This window comes from Streptomyces sp. NPDC039423 (assembly GCF_055598725.1).
The window spans coordinates 219,439-233,859 of sequence record NZ_JBVKAH010000004.1 but is presented as its reverse complement, the minus strand read 5'-3'; the positions used below and the strand labels follow the sequence as shown (position 1 = coordinate 233,859).

The following is a 14,421-nucleotide window of genomic DNA, read 5'->3' as shown; positions in this document are numbered from 1 at the left end:
AGTTGTAGACGACCCCGGGGGCCTTGTGCAACAAGTTGCATAAGGATCGGGGCGTGACCTCCGCTACGTACCGCCGCCTACGCGCCGCCCGCGCCGCCGGCCCCCGCCGCCTACGCGCCGCCCGGGACCGCGGCCGCCGCCCAGTCCTCCAGCTCCTCCGGGGTGCGCGGGCCCGGCTCCTGTGCCCCCAGCAGGCCCCGCTCCCGCAGCACCCGCGCCACCGCCATCCCCCACGGGCGGCGCAGCCGGGCCGCGTCCAGCAGGGCCTGGTCGGCCAGCAGCTCCGCCGCCGGACCGGTGCGCAGCCCGTCCGGGGTGAGGACCGCCGCGTCGTCGGCCCAGCGCAGCGCCAGGTCCACGTCGTGCGTCGCCATCACGACCGTGGTCCCGGAGGCGCGCAACCGGTCCAGGACGGCCAGCAGCCGCTCCTGGCCGTGCGGGTCCAGGCCGGCCGTCGGCTCGTCGAGGACCAGCACCCGGGGCCGCATGGCCACCGCGCCCGCGATCGCGGCCCGCTTGCGCTGCCCGTACGACAGCAGGTGCGTCGGCCGGTCCTCCAGCGCCGCGATGTCCAGCGCCTCCAGCGCCTCCCGCACCCGCTCGCGCACCTCCGCCTCCGGCACGCCCAGGTTCAGCGGCCCGAACGACACGTCCTGGCCCACGGACGCCGCGAACAACTGGTCGTCCGGGTCCTGCACCACGAGCTGCACCGTCGTCCGCAGCCGGGTCAGCCCCGCCCTGTCGTACGACACGTCGCGCCCCTCCAGGCGCAACCGGCCGCTCGCGCACCGCAGGCCACCGCTCAGCAGCCGCAGCATCGTCGTCTTGCCGCCCCCGTTGCGGCCCAGCAACGCGATGGAGCGCTTTTCCGGCACGGCGAAGTCGACGCCCTCGAGCACGGCGGGACCGTCCTCGTAGGCGTATCCCGCACCGACGAGTTCCACGACGGCGGGAGCATTCATGGCAGGAACCTCTCGAGTACGAAGGTGGCGACGACGAGCCCGGCGAGCAGCACGCCCGTCGCGGCGAGGAAGCGCCCGGACACCGCCGTGGGCGGCACCAGCACCCGCAGCGTGCCGTCGTAGCCCCGCCCGGCCAGCCCCGTCTGGAGCCGCGCCGCCCGGTCGAAGGCGCGCACGAACGCGGTCGCGCCCAGGCCCGCCAGGGAGCGCCAGGTGGCCGCCCGGCTCGTCAGCCCGAGCCGCGCCGCCTGCGCCTCCCGGATCCGCCGGACCGCGTCCAGCAGCAGGAAGCTGATCCGGTACATCACCAGCGCCACGTCGACGACCGGCGCCGGGACGCCCGCCCGGACCAGCCGGGGCAGCACGTCGGACACCGGGGTGGTGAACGCGAACAGCAGCACGCCCATCGAGGCCGCCGACGTGCGCAGCAGCAGGCGCCCGGCGTGCGCCGGCCCGTCGGGCGCGAGCGTGACGAACCCCTCCGCCCCGCCGACCTGGAACAGCAGGGGCAGCGCGCCCGTCACACAGAAGCCGAGCGGGACGCGCCACGCCCGCCACAGCCGGCGCGGCGGGACCCCGGCCGGGCCGAGCAGCACCACGAGGGTCGCGGAGGCGACCAGCGCGGCCCCCGGCCACGGCGGCAGGCACACGGCCAGCAGCGTCAGGCCGAAGCCCAGCGCGGCCTTCTCGCACGGATGGCGGCGGCGCCAGCGACTGCTGTGCGCCGCCGCGTCGATCGGCAGCACCGGCGGTTACGCCGGCGTCCGCGGCGCGTCGGCCCCGGAGCCACCCGCGCCGACCGCGTCGGCCGGTGCCGCGTCCGGGGTGCCGGGAGTGCCCGGGGTGTCCGGGGTACCCGGGGTGTCCGCCGCCGGGGCGTCCCCGCCGGGGGACCCCGCCCGTGCCCGGGCCTCGCCCTGCCGGCGGCCGCGCCGCAGACCGAAGTAGTAGGCCAGTACACCGGCGCCCAGGGCGGCCTGGAGCGAGAACAGCGCCGACTCGATCTCGCCGGACGGCGGCTCGTACAGCGGGGTGAACCACGGCTCGTAGTCCGGGTGGGACTCGGTGATCGCCGTCTCCGCCTGCCCGTCGGCGCCCGTGAACGGCTCCTCCTTGTGGTCGCCCATGCCCAGGGCCAGCGGCAGGACGGCCAGCGCGACCACGACGAGCAGCAGCAGCGAGTTGATCCTGGCGTTACGGCTCATCGGGCCACGGCCTCCTTGTTCGCGGACACGACGCCGAGCCGTGCCAGATCACCCTTGCTGGACTGCATCAGCAGCCGCATCACCAGCACGGTGAGCAGCCCCTCGCTGACCGCCAGCGGAACCTGAGTGATCGCGAAGATGCCGCCGAACTTGGCCAGCGCGCCGGCCACCCCGCTGCTGGGGTCCGGGAACGCCAGCGCGAGCTGCACGCTGGTGACGCAGTACGTGGACAGGTCGGCGACGAAGGCCCCGAAGAACACGCTCACCATCAGCGGCACCTCGAAACGGCGCAGCAGCCGGTACGTCCCGTAGCCGGCCCACGGACCGACGATCGCCATGGAGAACGCGTTGGCGCCCAGGGTCGTCAGGCCGCCGTGGGCCAGCAACAGCGCCTGGAACAGCAGCGTGATGGTGCCCAGCACCGCCATGATCGGCGGCCGGAACAGGATCGCGCCCAGCCCCGTGCCGGTCGGGTGGGAGCAACTGCCCGTCACGGAGGGCAGTTTCAGGGCGGACAGCACAAACGTGAAGGCGCCGGACGCACCGAGCAGAAGGGTCGATTCCGGATTGGCCTTGACCTCACGGGTCAGGGCCCTGACCCCGTGGACGACGAAGGGGGCGGCCGCGACGCTCCAGGCGGCCGCGTGCACGGGGGGCAGATAGCCCTCGGCGATATGCATATGGAAGGAGACCCTCTCCAGCACCTCGTGGATGGACAACGCGCCCTGGCCGGTCTCCTGGCTGACGGGTCATGCCGCCGCGGCTCCGCCTTCCCGGACGACGCGGTTCCCCGCGACGTTCCAGTGGCTTCCCGAGGTGGTCCCCCGGGAGTGGAGCCGGACTTCCCGATCACAGTGGCGAGGGCCGCACCGGTACCGCACCGGTTTCCCGTACACCAAGGCCCTGCGACAGTAGTGCGTTGACCAGGTACATCACAAGCCGCGCGTCGGCGCACGGCCCGGCTCCACCCGCGGGGCACACCTCATTCCTTGCGGTAGCCGTACGCCTCGGACGCCGCCGCCACCACCGCGTCCAGGTCACCGCCCGCCGACGCGGTGACCACCGCCGCCACGGCCCCCTCCACGAACGGCGCGTCCACCAGCCGGGTGCCCTCGGGCAGCTCGTCCCCCTCCGCGAGCAGGGCCTTCACCGTCAGGACGGCGCTTCCCAGGTCCACCAGGACGGCCACCCCCGCACCGCCGTCGACCGCCGTCGCCGCCCGCGTGATCAGCTCCGCGCTGGTGCCGAGCCCCCCGTCCGGGGTGCCGCCCGCGGCCGCCACCGGCGCGGTGCCGCCGCCGGCCAGGCCCCGCGCCAGCTCGGCCACGGAGGACGCCACCGCCGCGCTGTGCGAGACCAGGACCACACCCACCTGCCCGCTCACCGGCCGCCCCGCTCCGCCCCCGCCTCGGCGAGCGCCGCGAACAGCAGGGCGGAGGACGTCGCCCCCGGGTCCTGGTGCCCCTCGCTGCGCTCACCCAGGTAACTGGCCCTGCCCTTGCGGGCCCGCATCGGCACGGTCCCCAGGGCGCCCCGGTCCGCCGCCTCCGCCGCCGCCGGGAGCGACTCGCCGAGCGACTCGGCCAGTGCCTCGACGGCCGGCTCCAGCGCGTCCAGCATCGTCTTGTCCCCGGCCTTCGCCCCGCCGAGCTGCGCCACCGCCGCCACGCCCACCCGCAGCGCCTCGGCCAGTTGCACCGGCGCCACCTCGGCGGCGTCGCCCAGAGCCTTGCCCGTGCGCCGCAGCAGCGTCCCGTACAACGGCCCCGACGCGCCGCCGACCGTGGAGATGAGCTGCCGCCCGGCGAGGGTGAGCACGGCCCCCGGTGTCCCGGGCCGCTCGTCCTCCAGGGCCGTGACCACCGCGGCGAAACCGCGTCGCAGATTGGCGCCGTGGTCGGCGTCGCCGATCGCCGCGTCCAGCTCGGTGAGCCGGCCGGCCTCCCGGTCCACGGCGGCCGCCGCCCCGGTCAGCCAGCGCCGGAAGAAGTCCGCGTCGAGCACGCCCCTCACCGTCCCCAGCGGAGCGCGGCGGTCCGCACCGGCGCGTCCCACAGTCGCAGCAGTTCCTCGTCGGCCCGGCACAGGGTCACGGAGCACCCGGCCATGTCGAGCGAGGTCACGTAGTTGCCGACGAGCGTACGGGCCACGGGAACGCCCCGCTCGCCCAGCACGCGCTGGACCTCGGCGTTGAACCCGTACAGCTCCAGCAGCGGTGTCGCCCCCATGCCGTTGACCAGCACCAGCACCGGACCGCCGGGCCGCAGGTCCTCCAGGACGGCGTCGACCGCGAAGTCGGCGATCTCGCGGGAGGTCATCATGGGCCGCCGCTCCCGGCCCGGCTCGCCGTGGATGCCGATGCCCAGCTCCAGTTCGCCCGGCGGCAGGTCGAACGTGGGGCTGCCCTTCGCGGGGGTGGTGCAGGCGCTGAGCGCCACCCCGAAACTGCGCGCGCTCGCGTTCACCCGGCGGGCGATCGCCTCCACCCGCTCCAGCGGCGCACCCTCCTCGGCCGCCGCGCCGGCGATCTTCTCCACGAACAGCGTGGCCCCCGTCCCGCGCCGTCCGGCGGTGAACGTGCTGTCGGCGACGGCCACGTCGTCGTCCACGACGACCTTCGCCACCTGGACGCCCTCGTCCTCGGCGAGCTCGGCGGCCATCTCGAAGTTCAGCACGTCACCGGTGTAGTTCTTGACGACGAAGAGCACCCCGCGCCCACTGTCCACGGCCGCCGCCGCCCGTACCACCTGGTCCGGCACGGGGCTGGTGAACACCTCACCGGGGCAGGCGGCCGACAGCATCCCCGGCCCCACGAACCCGGCGTGCAGCGGCTCGTGACCGGACCCGCCCCCGGACACCAGCGCCACCTGCCCGGCGACCGGCGCGTCCCGCCGGACGACGACCCGGTGCTCCACGTCCACGGTGAGCTCCGGATGTGCGGCCGCGATCCCGCGCAACGCGTCGGCGACCACGGTCTCGGGTACGTTGATCAGCATTCTCAATGGTGCCTCCCAGCTTGGTGCGAGCAGGTGGTCCTGGCTGCCGGCCGCCCTCCCGGCACCCCGGTGACGGGCCGTCCGGCCCAGTATCGGGGCGGTGACGGCACGGCGGGGCGCATCGGACCGGATCGCGCCGGACACGGCCCCCGAGGCGTCCCCGCCGCGTCCCCGGGCACGGCCCCGACGCGTCCCCGGGCACGGCCCCCGACGCGTCCCCGTAGGCGTCGCTCCGGCGCCGGAGCGTGCGCGCGGCGTCAACGGCGCTCCAGGCAGCCCCGGAGGAACGCGGCCTGTCCCGCGTGCTGGAGGTCCTCCGCCACGACACTGACCAGGCGCACGCCCAGGGTGACCGGGGGCGACCAGGAGGTGTCCACGACGCGGTCCAGGTCGGCGTCACGGAGGGTCCGGACGAATCCGACGGTCCGTTCGTGGACGGCGTCGTAGTAATCCGGCAGGAGCGCCGGCGTCCGCACCCGTACCGACCCGACCTCCTCGGCGGTGTGCCCGTAGCCCGTCGCCGTCGCCGGGAACGGCAGGCCGAACCGGTCCGCCCATCCCTCCGACAGCCAGAGCTGCTCCTCGCCGGCGACGCCGGCCACGTGATCGTCCTGGATGCGGGTGAGGTGCCAGACGAGCCAGGCGATGGTGTTGGCCCCCGGGTCCAGCCGCGCGTGCAGCAGCTCCGGCGAGAGCCCCCCGACCGCGTCGTGCACGGCCTCCCGCACCCGCCCGAATCCGTCCACCAGCACACCCGCGCCGTTCATCGTGCGCACCGCCTTTCACCATGTGTCGTCGCTCCACTGGTCGAGCAGCTCGTCGCCGGTCGCCGCCGGGTCCGCGGCCGTCGCCTGGAGGGACTGCTCCGTCCAGATGACCTTGCCCTCCGGGGTGTACCGGGTACCCCAGCGCTCGGCGTACCGGGCGACCAGGAACAGGCCGCGGCCGCCCTCGTCGGTGGTCTTCGCACGGCGCAGGTGGGGCGAGGTGCTGCTGCCGTCGAAGACCTCGCAGATCAGGCTGCGGCCGCGGAGCAGCCGCACGCTGATCGGGTCGCCGCCGTAGCGGATGGCATTGGTGATCAGCTCGCTGAGGATCAGTTCGGTGTTGAAGCTGATGTCGCCCAGGCCCCAGTCCGCCAGGCGGCGGGCGCACGCGGCGCGCACCGGTGCCACCGCGGCCGGGTCCCGGGGGACGTCCCACCGGGCGAAGTCCGACGGGTCGAGGCGGTGGGTACGGGCCACCAGCAGCGCGATGTCGTCGCCGGGCTGGGCGGGCAGCATGGCCTCCACGACCGCGGCGCAGGTGTCCTCCGGGGTACGGCCGGTCGCCGCCAGCGCGCCGCGCAGCGCCTCCAGACCGGCGTCCAGGTCGCGGCCCCGCTCCTCGATCAGCCCGTCGGTGTAGAGCACCAGCGTCGACCCCTCGGGGAGGGACGCCTCGGCGGTCTCGAACGGCAGTCCGGCACCCAGGCCCAGCGGCGGTGAGACCGGGACGGGCAGGAAGGACACGTTCCCGTCCGGCAGGACCACCGCGGGCAGCGGATGGCCGGCCGTGGCGGCGGTGACCCGCCCGGACACCGGGTCGTAGATCGCGTACAGGCAGGTGGCGCCGGTGATGCCCTGGCCGTCCCGCTCCTCCTCGACGGCCTCGTTCGCGTCGATGTGGGTGACCAGCTCGTCCAGGTGCCCCAGCAGTTCGTCGGGCGGCTGGTCGAGGGTGGAGAAGTTGTGCACGGCGGTACGCAGCCGGCCCATGGTGGCGGCGGCGTGCAGGCCGTGGCCGACGACGTCGCCGACCACCAGCGCCACCCGGGCGCCGGACAGCGGGATCACGTCGAACCAGTCGCCCCCGACACCGGCCCGGGCGGGCAGGTAGCGGTAGGCCGCCTCCAGGGCGTCCTGGTCGGGCGTGCCGCGGGGCAGGAGGCTGCGCTGGAGGGCCACGGCCATGGCGTGCTCGCGCGTGTAGCGGCGGGCGTTGTCGATCGCGACCGCCGCCCGGGCGGCCAGTTCCTCGGCGAAGGACGTGTCGTCCTCGTCGAAGGGCGCGGAGGTGCCCGCCCGCCAGAAGTTCGCCACTCCCAGGAGCACCCCCCGCGCCCGGATCGGCACCGCGATCAGGGACCGCGGACCCGCGCCCGCGCCATCCGGCCCGGCGCCCGTGTCCGCACCGTCCGCCGGTTCGGAGCCGCCCGGTTCGGAGCCGTCCCGCTCCCGCTCCGGGCCCGGGTCCGGCTCCCGCTCCGGGTCCGGTCCCGCGGCGACGTCCCCGGCGGGGGCCGGACCGGCCGCCAGCACCGCGCGCCCGGTCGCCACCGCGCGGGCGACCGGCTCGTCGGGCTCGGGACGCACCGGCGCGCCGACGGGGAGGAGGGCGAGACCGTCCGCCCGGCCGCACGCGGCGGCCCGGCGCAGCTCGGTGTCCCGCCCGGGCGGCGGCTCCTCGCCCCGGAGGACCGGGTCCAGCAGCTCCACGGTCACGGCGTCCGCGAACCGGGGCACGGACACCTCCGCGAGCTCCTCGGCGGTGCGGGTCACGTCCAGCGTGGTGCCCGTCCGGGCACCGGCGTCGTACAGCAGCCGCAGCCGCTCCCGGGCGACCTCCGCCCGTCCGGTGACCGTCGCCAGCTCCGTGGTGTCCCGCAGGGTCACCACGGAGCCCGCCTGGCCCCCGTACGGAGCGGTGGGCCGCTTGTTCACCGCCAGCAACCGGTCGCCGGCCAGGCACACCGCGTCCGTGACCGGCTCGGCGGACCCCAGCAGCCGCGCCGCCTCCCCGTCCAGCCCCAGGTCCGCCACCCGGCGCCGCTCGGCGTCCGCCGGCAGGTCCAGCAGCCGCCGCGCCTCGTCGTTGGCCAGCAGCACCGTGCCGTCCGCCCCGACGATCAGCACGCCTTCCCGCACCGCGTGCAGGACGGCGTCGTGGTGCTCGTACATCCGGGTCATCTCCGCCGGGCCCATGCCGTGCGTCTGCCGCCGCAGCCGCCGGGACACCAGCGCCGCCCCGACGATGGACAGGGCGAGCGCCGCCGCACCGGCACCGAGGATGAGCGGGAGCTGCCGCTGCACCGGATCGCCGACGTTCTCCACGGTGATCCCGGCGGAGACCAGCCCGACGACCGCGCCGCCCGGGCCGAACACCGGCACCACGGCCTGCACCGCCGTTCCCGTCCCGCTGGGCAGCGGCGGCCCGCCGGCCTGCTCGACGACGGTGCGGCCCTCCAGGGCCGGCTGGATCGTGCCGACGAACTTCTTGCCGATCTGGTTCGGGTCCGGGTACGTGAGGCGGGTGCCGGCGGTGTTCAGGACGACGATGAAGTCCACGCCCGCCGCCACGCGGGCCGCCTCGGCCCGCGGCTGGAGCAGGAGCGTCGGGTTCCGCGAGACCAGCGCGGCGGCCGTGCCGGGGGCGTTCGCGAACGTCTGCGCCGCCGTCACCGACAGCCGCTCGGCCTCCCGCTCGCCCGCCCGGTTCGCCTGGACGACCACGGCCGTCATCGCCGCCGCGACCAGCAGCAGCACGATCACGACCTGCAAGAGGAACACCTGGCCGGCGGCGGTGCGCGGCACCGGCAGGGAGCGCCCCCGCGCACCCGGTCCCGGGCGCCCGCCGCCGGACCGGCGCCGGTCGTCGCGGTCCGGCGACCACCGGTCCGAGCGGGAACGCCCGCCGCCCTTTCTGGCCAAAGTCCACATCTCTTTCCGCGCCGGAGGAGACAAGCCCGCGGGCCGGAGCCACGGGCAGAAGCCCGCACTGCTCCATTGTCGGTGACCTCGGGGCCGGACGCGCGGGTACGGCACCCGGCGGTGGCCGGATCCGAGCGGCCCCGGCACCGGCCCGGTCCGTCCCCGGCCGGCCCGGTGCCCGGCACCGGGCCGGTGCCGGGCATCGGTGAGGATGTCAGGAGCCGGTGAGGACGACGAGCCGCTGGGTGGCCCGGGTCATCGCGACGTAGCGGTCGACCGCCCCCTCCACGCCCGTGCCGAACGCCTCCGGGTCGACGAGAACGACCAGATCGAACTCCAGGCCCTTGGACAGCTCGGGGGTCAGCGACCGGACCCGCGGCGTGTCCCGGAAGGTGGGGTCGCCGATCACGCAGGCGATCCCGTCGGGGTGCGCGGCGAGCCAGCCGTCGAGGACCGCGTCCCGCTCCTCCACGGACCCGTGGACCACGGGGACGCCACTGCTGCGGACCGAGACGGGCACGTTGGCGTCGGGCAGCACCGACCGGATGACCGGCTCCGCCTCCGTCATGACCTCCTCCGGCGTCCGGTAGTTCACGCCCAGCGAGGCCACGGTGATCCGGTCGAGCCCGACCCGCTCCAGCCGCTCCTCCCACGACTCGGTGAAACCGTGCCGGGCCTGCGCCCGGTCCCCGACGACGGTGAAGCTCCGGGACGGGCACCGCAGCAGCAGCATCTGCCACTCCGCGTCGGTCAGCTCCTGCGCCTCGTCCACCACGACGTGCGCGAAGGGTCCCGCGTACGGATCCTGATCCCCGGCGGGCGGCGCGCTCCCGTCGACCAGGGTGTCCCGCAGGTCCTGGCCGCGCAGCATCGTCACCGCGCCCTCGCCGTCGTCGTCGGCCGCCAGCACGTTGTCGATGACGCCGGCCATCCGCTCCCGCTCCGCGGCGACGGAGGCCTCGTGCCGGCGCTTGCGCACGGACGCCTCCGGGTCGCCGAGCCGCTGCCGGGCCGCGTCCAGCAGCGGCAGGTCGGACACCGTCCAGGCCTGGGGGTCCGCCCGCCGCAACGCGCGCACCTCGTCGGGCGTGAGCCAGGGAGCGCACATCCGCAGATAGGCGGGTACCGACCACAGGTCCCCGACGAGGTCGGCCGCCTCGATCAGCGGCCAGGCACGGTTGAGCGTCCCGACCAGCTCCCCGTCGTTCAGCAGCGCCCTCCGGAACAGGTCGTGCGGCACGTCGGCGTCGTGCTTGTCCAGCAGGATCGTCACCAGCTCGTCCCGGATCTGGTCGCGCGCCTCGTTGTGCGGGGTGCCGGGTGCCGGCGCGGCGAACGCCTCGGCCCAGTCGTCGGCGGTCAGCCGGACCTCGGACCAGGGCGTGGTCACGGTCATCGACTCGGTGGGCGGCGCCTCGTAGAACCGGACGGCCTTCTCGATCGCCCGCACCATGTCCGCGGACGACTTCAGCCGGGCCACCTCCGGGTCGGTCTCGGGCACCGCGGCCGCCCCCTCGGCGACCAGGTCCCGCAACGTGCAGGTCCGGACGCCCTCCTCGCCCAGACTCGGCAGGACGTCCGAGACGTAGGCCAGGTACGGGCGGTGCGGGCCGACGAACAGCACGCCGCCGCGCCGGTGGCCGAGGCGCGGGTCCGCGTACAGCAGGTAGGCGGAGCGGTGCAGGGCGACCACGGTCTTGCCCGTACCCGGACCGCCGTCGACGACGAGGGCGCCGCGCGACCCCGCCCGGATGACGGCGTCCTGGTCGGCCTGGATGGTGGCGAGGACGTCCCGCATCCGGGGCGAACGGTGGCCGGCCAGGCCGGCGATGAAGGCGGACTGGTCGTCGAGCGCGGCGTGCCCCTCCAGCCCGTCGGCGGTGAACACCTCGTCCCAGTAGTCACTGATCCGCCCGTCGGTCCAGCGGTAGCGGCGGCGGCCGGCCAGACCCATCGGGTTGGCGTGGGTCGCCCCGAAGAACGGCTCGGCGGCGGGGGAGCGCCAGTCGACCAGCAGCCGGCGCCCGTCCCCGTCGGTGAGGCCGAGCCGCCCGACGTACACGGGTTCCGGGTCGTCCGCGCCGGCCATGCGGCCGAGGCACAGGTCCAGGCCGTAGCGCCGCAGAGTACGCAGCCGAGCGGTGAGCCGGTGCACCTCCAGGTCCCGCTCCATGGCCTCACGGCCGACGCCCCCCGGCGCCCGCCGCGCGGCGGCGAGGCGGTCGGAGAGCTCGGCGATCGCCTGCTCCAGGCTCTCCGCGATCGCCGCGAAGTGCCGCTCGTCACCGGCGATCAGCGCCGGATCGGCCTTGGCGGCCAGGCGGTCGGGAAGGCCGAACGCACGGGTGGTCACGGGGTTCATGTCCTCAGCCCCGATCCGCGGCTCGACCGGGTCCCACCGGATCGACCTCATCGCACCACTCATGAACAACCAACAGCGCACGCACGTCGTGGATCTCCCGTTTCCGCAGTTTCTGGCCTCGGCGGGCGATTCTGCGGTACGACGGGGGCCTTGCCGCAAGCCCCCCGGTGCGCTATAAGTTGAGAGTGGCCGGAGGTGGGGCCCATTTTTTTTGCCCTGGCTACACCGTGGCGGTGGCCGTGGCGCGGAGGCAGGCACCGGGCGGCACGCCGACCCGCTCGGTGAAACGGGCGCCGAACGTGCCTGGGGACGCGCAGCCGACCGCCGGCCGGACCTCGGCGACCGTGAGGCCGCCACGCCGCGGCAGCGCCGCCGCCCGGTCCATACGACGGGCCGTCAGGTACGCGTACGGCGACATCCCGTAGGCCAGCCGGAACTGACGGCTCAACAGCCCGGCCGGCAGGTTCTCACCACGGGCGAGCGCCAACAGATCCAGCGGCCGCGCGTACTCCCGGTCGATCCGGTCCCGCACACGGCGCAGCCGGGCGAGGTCGCTGCGGCGCCGTGCCGCCGTGAGGGCGGGGCCCCACGAGGGGTGACACATGGAGGACTCCCTTCCGTCGGTGTCCGCGAGCATCCGGTGGCCCGCCCGGAGGCGGGTGACCGGATGGCTCAGCGGACCTCCTGGATGCGGACCAGGTTGCCCGCGGGATCGCGGAAGGCGCAGTCGCGGACGCCGTACGGCTGGTCGGTCGGCTCCTGGACCACCTCGGCGTCGCCCGCCTGGAGCTTCTCGAAGGTGCCGTCGAGGTCCGGGGTGGCCAGCAGGATCCAGCCGTAGGTGCCCTTGGCCATCATCTCGGTGATGGTGCGCCGCTCGTCCTCGGTGATCCCCGGGTCCGCGGCCGGCGGCGCCAGCAGGATGGACGTGCCGGGCTGGCCGACGGGGCCGACGGTGATCCAGCGCATCGTGCCCTGCCCGACGTCGCTGCGGACCTCGAAACCGAGGGTGTCGCGGTAGAAGGCGAGGGAGGCGTCCGGGTCGTCGTGCGGGAGGACGCTGGTGTGGATGGTGATGTTCATGACGATCATGCTAGGCACGACCCGGCGGCCCGCGCTTCTCGATTCGTGACCGATCCACGCCCCCTCCGGACCACCCCGTGGCCCCGTCCGCCCCGGCGCCCCTACCCGCCCGGCCCCGGCCCCGGCGTTGACCCGGCACCCGCACCCGTCCGCCCCGGCGCCCGCACCCGCCCGGCCCCGGCCCCGGCGCTGACCCGGCCCCCGGCACCCCGCACCCGTCCGGCCCCGGCTGCCGAGCCGGGCGCCCGGCCCTCCGCACCCGTCCGGACCCGGCGGCCGGCGGTCAGTGCCACCTACGCCGCGCCGTGGGCCGGCACCCGTGTCAGCCGCCCAGGGCCGTGCCCTGTTCGAAGCGGAGGTAGCGGCGGTCAGTGCCACCTACGCCGCGCCGTGGGCCGGCACCCGTGTCAGCCGCCCAGGGCCGTGCCCTGTTCGAAGCGGAGGTAGCGTTCGACGGATCGGGCCAGCACCTCGTTGCCGTGAGAGGTGACGACCCGGTGCCACCAGGCGCCGTAGATGCGCTCGAAGCGGTAGCCGGCGAGCAGGTCCGCGGCAGCGCGGACCGCGTGGGGGCGCTCCGGAATGTGGTTGGCGTAGCTGTACATGAGGGTGACCCAGCGGTTGTCCGGACAGACGTTGACCACGTCGCCGGTGAACAGGGCCCCGTCGCCCGCGCTCCAGTGCAGGACCGCGCTGCCGGGGAAGTGCACGCCCGGGTTGATCAGAGTGAGCTCGTCGGTGAGTTGGAGTGTGCGGCCCTTCCAGAAGCGCACCGCCGGGTCCGGGCGGCCTACCCACTGGCGGTCGGCTTCGTGGAGGTGGACCGGGGCGTCGAAGGCGTGGGCCCACTCCACCATCGAGGAGTAGAAATGGGGGTGGCTGATGGCGATGTGGTCGATGCCGCCGAGTTCCTCGACGGCCCGGACCATGGTGTCGTCGAGGTAGGGAGTGCAGTCCCAGAGGACGTTGCCGGCGGCGGTGCGAAGGAGCAGTGCTCGCTGGCCGATGGCGAACTGGGGGGTGACGCCGACGCCCAGCACGCCGGGGCCCTGCTCCTCGAAGAGGCCGGTGTGGCCCTCTTCGCGCAACTCGGCCAGGGTCGTCCACCGTTGGCCGGCCGTGTTCACGTACTGCCGCTCGTCCAGGCAGACCGGGCAGTCCGGGCGCGGGGCGGCGTACTGGGTGCCGCAGGTGCGGCAGATCGGAGGGGCCGGGATGGCGGTGTCAGCCACGGCCGCCTCCGGCGAGCTCGGTGAGGACGTACGGGCGGCTCGGCCGCCAGCCCAGCTCCTCGACGGCGCGCCGTCCCGACACCACCTGGTCGAGCGCGAGTGCCTCGGCGAACGGCGCCCCGAGCGTCTCGGTGGCCTCCGCGAGCGGCCACGACTCGGCCCGGCCGGCGCCGCCCGCGGCGATGTCGGCGGCCGCCGCGATCGCGGCCGCCGGGACGGACTCCCACGCCACGCCGTGCAGGAGGTCACCCGACTGGCCCTTGGTCAGTGCGAGGACGTACAGCTCGGCGAGGTCATCGACGTGCACCATCGGCCAGCGGGTCGCGACCGGACCCACGTAGCGACCCGTGCCGTGCTCCCGGGCCCAGCCGGTCATCAGGGCGGGGATGCCACCGTCCCTGCCGTACACGATGCCCGGCCGTATCACCAGGGCCCGGACGTCGTCCCCGGCGGCGGCCAGCACCCGCTGCTCGATCCGCGGCCGGTAGCCGACGATCGCGATCGGGTCGGTTTCGGCGTCCTCGGTCAGCGGGGCGTCCCCGGTGGAGCCGAGCACCCATACGCCGCTGGTGTAGACGAATGCCCGGCCCGTGCCGCGCAGCGGCGCGAGCAGCGCCTCCAGGGCGGCGGTGTCCACCGCCTCATCACCGGTCGGCGTGGCCAGGTTCACCACCGCGTCCAGGTCGTCCGTCACAGCCGCGCGCAGCGACGCCGGGTCGGCCAGATCGCCGACCCGCACCGGCATGTCCGGCTCCAGCGCGGCCGCGTCCTTGACCAGGGGCACTACGTCGTGGCCCTCCCGTGTCAGGCGCGACACCACGGCGGAGCCGATGTAACCGGTGGCACCGAGTACCAGAACCTTCATGAACCCTCCCATGGGGACGTTTCTCGA

At 75.1% G+C, this 14,421-nt stretch carries 14 protein-coding genes and 1 riboswitch; all 14 genes read right to left on the bottom strand.

Annotation, left to right across the window (positions count from 1 at the left end):
* Positions 1–110 precede the first annotated feature (110 nt).
* Positions 111–962 carry an energy-coupling factor ABC transporter ATP-binding protein gene (locus tag ACZ7LK_RS15255; protein WP_392273661.1) on the bottom strand — a complete coding sequence of 284 codons (852 nt, stop codon included), beginning with the start codon at positions 960–962 and terminating at the stop codon, positions 111–113.
* Complete coding sequence (cbiQ, locus tag ACZ7LK_RS15250) at positions 959–1,708, bottom strand: cobalt ECF transporter T component CbiQ (RefSeq protein WP_471140956.1); 750 nt, start codon at positions 1,706–1,708, stop codon at positions 959–961. Before cbiQ ends, ACZ7LK_RS15255 begins: the two co-directional genes overlap by 4 nt.
* 6 nt (positions 1,709–1,714) lie before the next feature.
* Positions 1,715–2,167: an energy-coupling factor ABC transporter substrate-binding protein gene (locus tag ACZ7LK_RS15245; protein ID WP_392273663.1), complete on the bottom strand. Its 453-nt coding sequence runs from the start codon at positions 2,165–2,167 to the stop codon at positions 1,715–1,717.
* Positions 2,164–2,847, bottom strand: a complete 684-nt coding sequence (locus ACZ7LK_RS15240) for an energy-coupling factor ABC transporter permease (protein ID WP_392273861.1) — start codon at positions 2,845–2,847, stop codon at positions 2,164–2,166. The genes ACZ7LK_RS15245 and ACZ7LK_RS15240 overlap by 4 nt, the downstream gene beginning before the upstream one ends.
* 30 nt (positions 2,848–2,877) lie before the next feature.
* A riboswitch (cobalamin riboswitch) is annotated at positions 2,878–3,082 on the bottom strand.
* 67 nt (positions 3,083–3,149) lie between these two features.
* Positions 3,150–3,551 carry a dihydroxyacetone kinase phosphoryl donor subunit DhaM gene (gene dhaM / locus ACZ7LK_RS15235; protein WP_392273664.1) on the bottom strand — a complete coding sequence of 134 codons (402 nt, stop codon included), beginning with the start codon at positions 3,549–3,551 and terminating at the stop codon, positions 3,150–3,152.
* On the bottom strand, positions 3,548–4,171 hold the full coding sequence (gene dhaL, locus ACZ7LK_RS15230; RefSeq protein WP_392273665.1) for a dihydroxyacetone kinase subunit DhaL: 624 nt from the start codon (positions 4,169–4,171) through the stop codon (positions 3,548–3,550). The genes dhaM and dhaL overlap by 4 nt, the downstream gene beginning before the upstream one ends.
* Before the next feature lie 5 nt (positions 4,172–4,176).
* Positions 4,177–5,163 carry a dihydroxyacetone kinase subunit DhaK gene (gene dhaK / locus ACZ7LK_RS15225; protein ID WP_392273666.1) on the bottom strand — a complete coding sequence of 329 codons (987 nt, stop codon included), beginning with the start codon at positions 5,161–5,163 and terminating at the stop codon, positions 4,177–4,179.
* A 257-nt stretch (positions 5,164–5,420) separates the two neighbouring features.
* Entirely contained in the window at positions 5,421–5,930 is a 510-nt protein-coding gene (locus tag ACZ7LK_RS15220) for a mycothiol transferase (protein ID WP_392273862.1), read from the bottom strand.
* A 15-nt stretch (positions 5,931–5,945) separates the two neighbouring features.
* Positions 5,946–8,711, bottom strand: a complete 2,766-nt coding sequence (locus tag ACZ7LK_RS15215; protein WP_469464420.1) for a SpoIIE family protein phosphatase — start codon at positions 8,709–8,711, stop codon at positions 5,946–5,948.
* 355 nt (positions 8,712–9,066) lie between these two features.
* Positions 9,067–11,214 (bottom strand): RNA polymerase recycling motor ATPase HelR, encoded by a 2,148-nt coding sequence (helR, locus tag ACZ7LK_RS15210; RefSeq protein WP_471141562.1) that lies wholly within the window; start codon positions 11,212–11,214, stop codon positions 9,067–9,069.
* Positions 11,215–11,434: 220 nt separating this feature from the next.
* Complete coding sequence (locus ACZ7LK_RS15205; protein ID WP_392273667.1) at positions 11,435–11,818, bottom strand: helix-turn-helix transcriptional regulator; 384 nt, start codon at positions 11,816–11,818, stop codon at positions 11,435–11,437.
* A 68-nt stretch (positions 11,819–11,886) separates the two neighbouring features.
* A complete protein-coding gene (locus ACZ7LK_RS15200; protein ID WP_392273668.1) occupies positions 11,887–12,297 on the bottom strand; it encodes a VOC family protein in 411 nt (136 codons plus the stop codon).
* Between the two features lie 407 nt (positions 12,298–12,704).
* Entirely contained in the window at positions 12,705–13,529 is an 825-nt protein-coding gene (locus ACZ7LK_RS15195; protein ID WP_392273669.1) for an MBL fold metallo-hydrolase, read from the bottom strand.
* Positions 13,522–14,394: an NAD-dependent epimerase/dehydratase family protein gene (locus ACZ7LK_RS15190; RefSeq protein ID WP_392273670.1), complete on the bottom strand. Its 873-nt coding sequence runs from the start codon at positions 14,392–14,394 to the stop codon at positions 13,522–13,524. The genes ACZ7LK_RS15195 and ACZ7LK_RS15190 overlap by 8 nt, the downstream gene beginning before the upstream one ends.
* Positions 14,395–14,421: the final 27 nt, after the last annotated feature.

Bases quoted from the DNA above. Each gene is read 5' to 3' on its own strand.
- ACZ7LK_RS15220 (WP_392273862.1), bottom strand. From the start codon at position 5,930: ATGAACGGCGCGGGTGTGCTGGTGGACGGATTCGGGCGGGTGCGGGAG.
- ACZ7LK_RS15245 (WP_392273663.1), bottom strand. From the start codon at position 2,167: ATGAGCCGTAACGCCAGGATCAACTCGCTGCTGCTGCTCGTCGTGGTC.
- helR (WP_471141562.1), bottom strand. From the start codon at position 11,214: ATGAACCCCGTGACCACCCGTGCGTTCGGCCTTCCCGACCGCCTGGCC.
- dhaK (WP_392273666.1), bottom strand. From the start codon at position 5,163: ATGCTGATCAACGTACCCGAGACCGTGGTCGCCGACGCGTTGCGCGGG.
- ACZ7LK_RS15255 (WP_392273661.1), bottom strand. From the start codon at position 962: ATGAATGCTCCCGCCGTCGTGGAACTCGTCGGTGCGGGATACGCCTAC.
- ACZ7LK_RS15190 (WP_392273670.1), bottom strand. From the start codon at position 14,394: ATGAAGGTTCTGGTACTCGGTGCCACCGGTTACATCGGCTCCGCCGTG.
- ACZ7LK_RS15240 (WP_392273861.1), bottom strand. From the start codon at position 2,847: ATGCATATCGCCGAGGGCTATCTGCCCCCCGTGCACGCGGCCGCCTGG.
- ACZ7LK_RS15205 (WP_392273667.1), bottom strand. From the start codon at position 11,818: ATGTGTCACCCCTCGTGGGGCCCCGCCCTCACGGCGGCACGGCGCCGC.
- ACZ7LK_RS15200 (WP_392273668.1), bottom strand. From the start codon at position 12,297: ATGAACATCACCATCCACACCAGCGTCCTCCCGCACGACGACCCGGAC.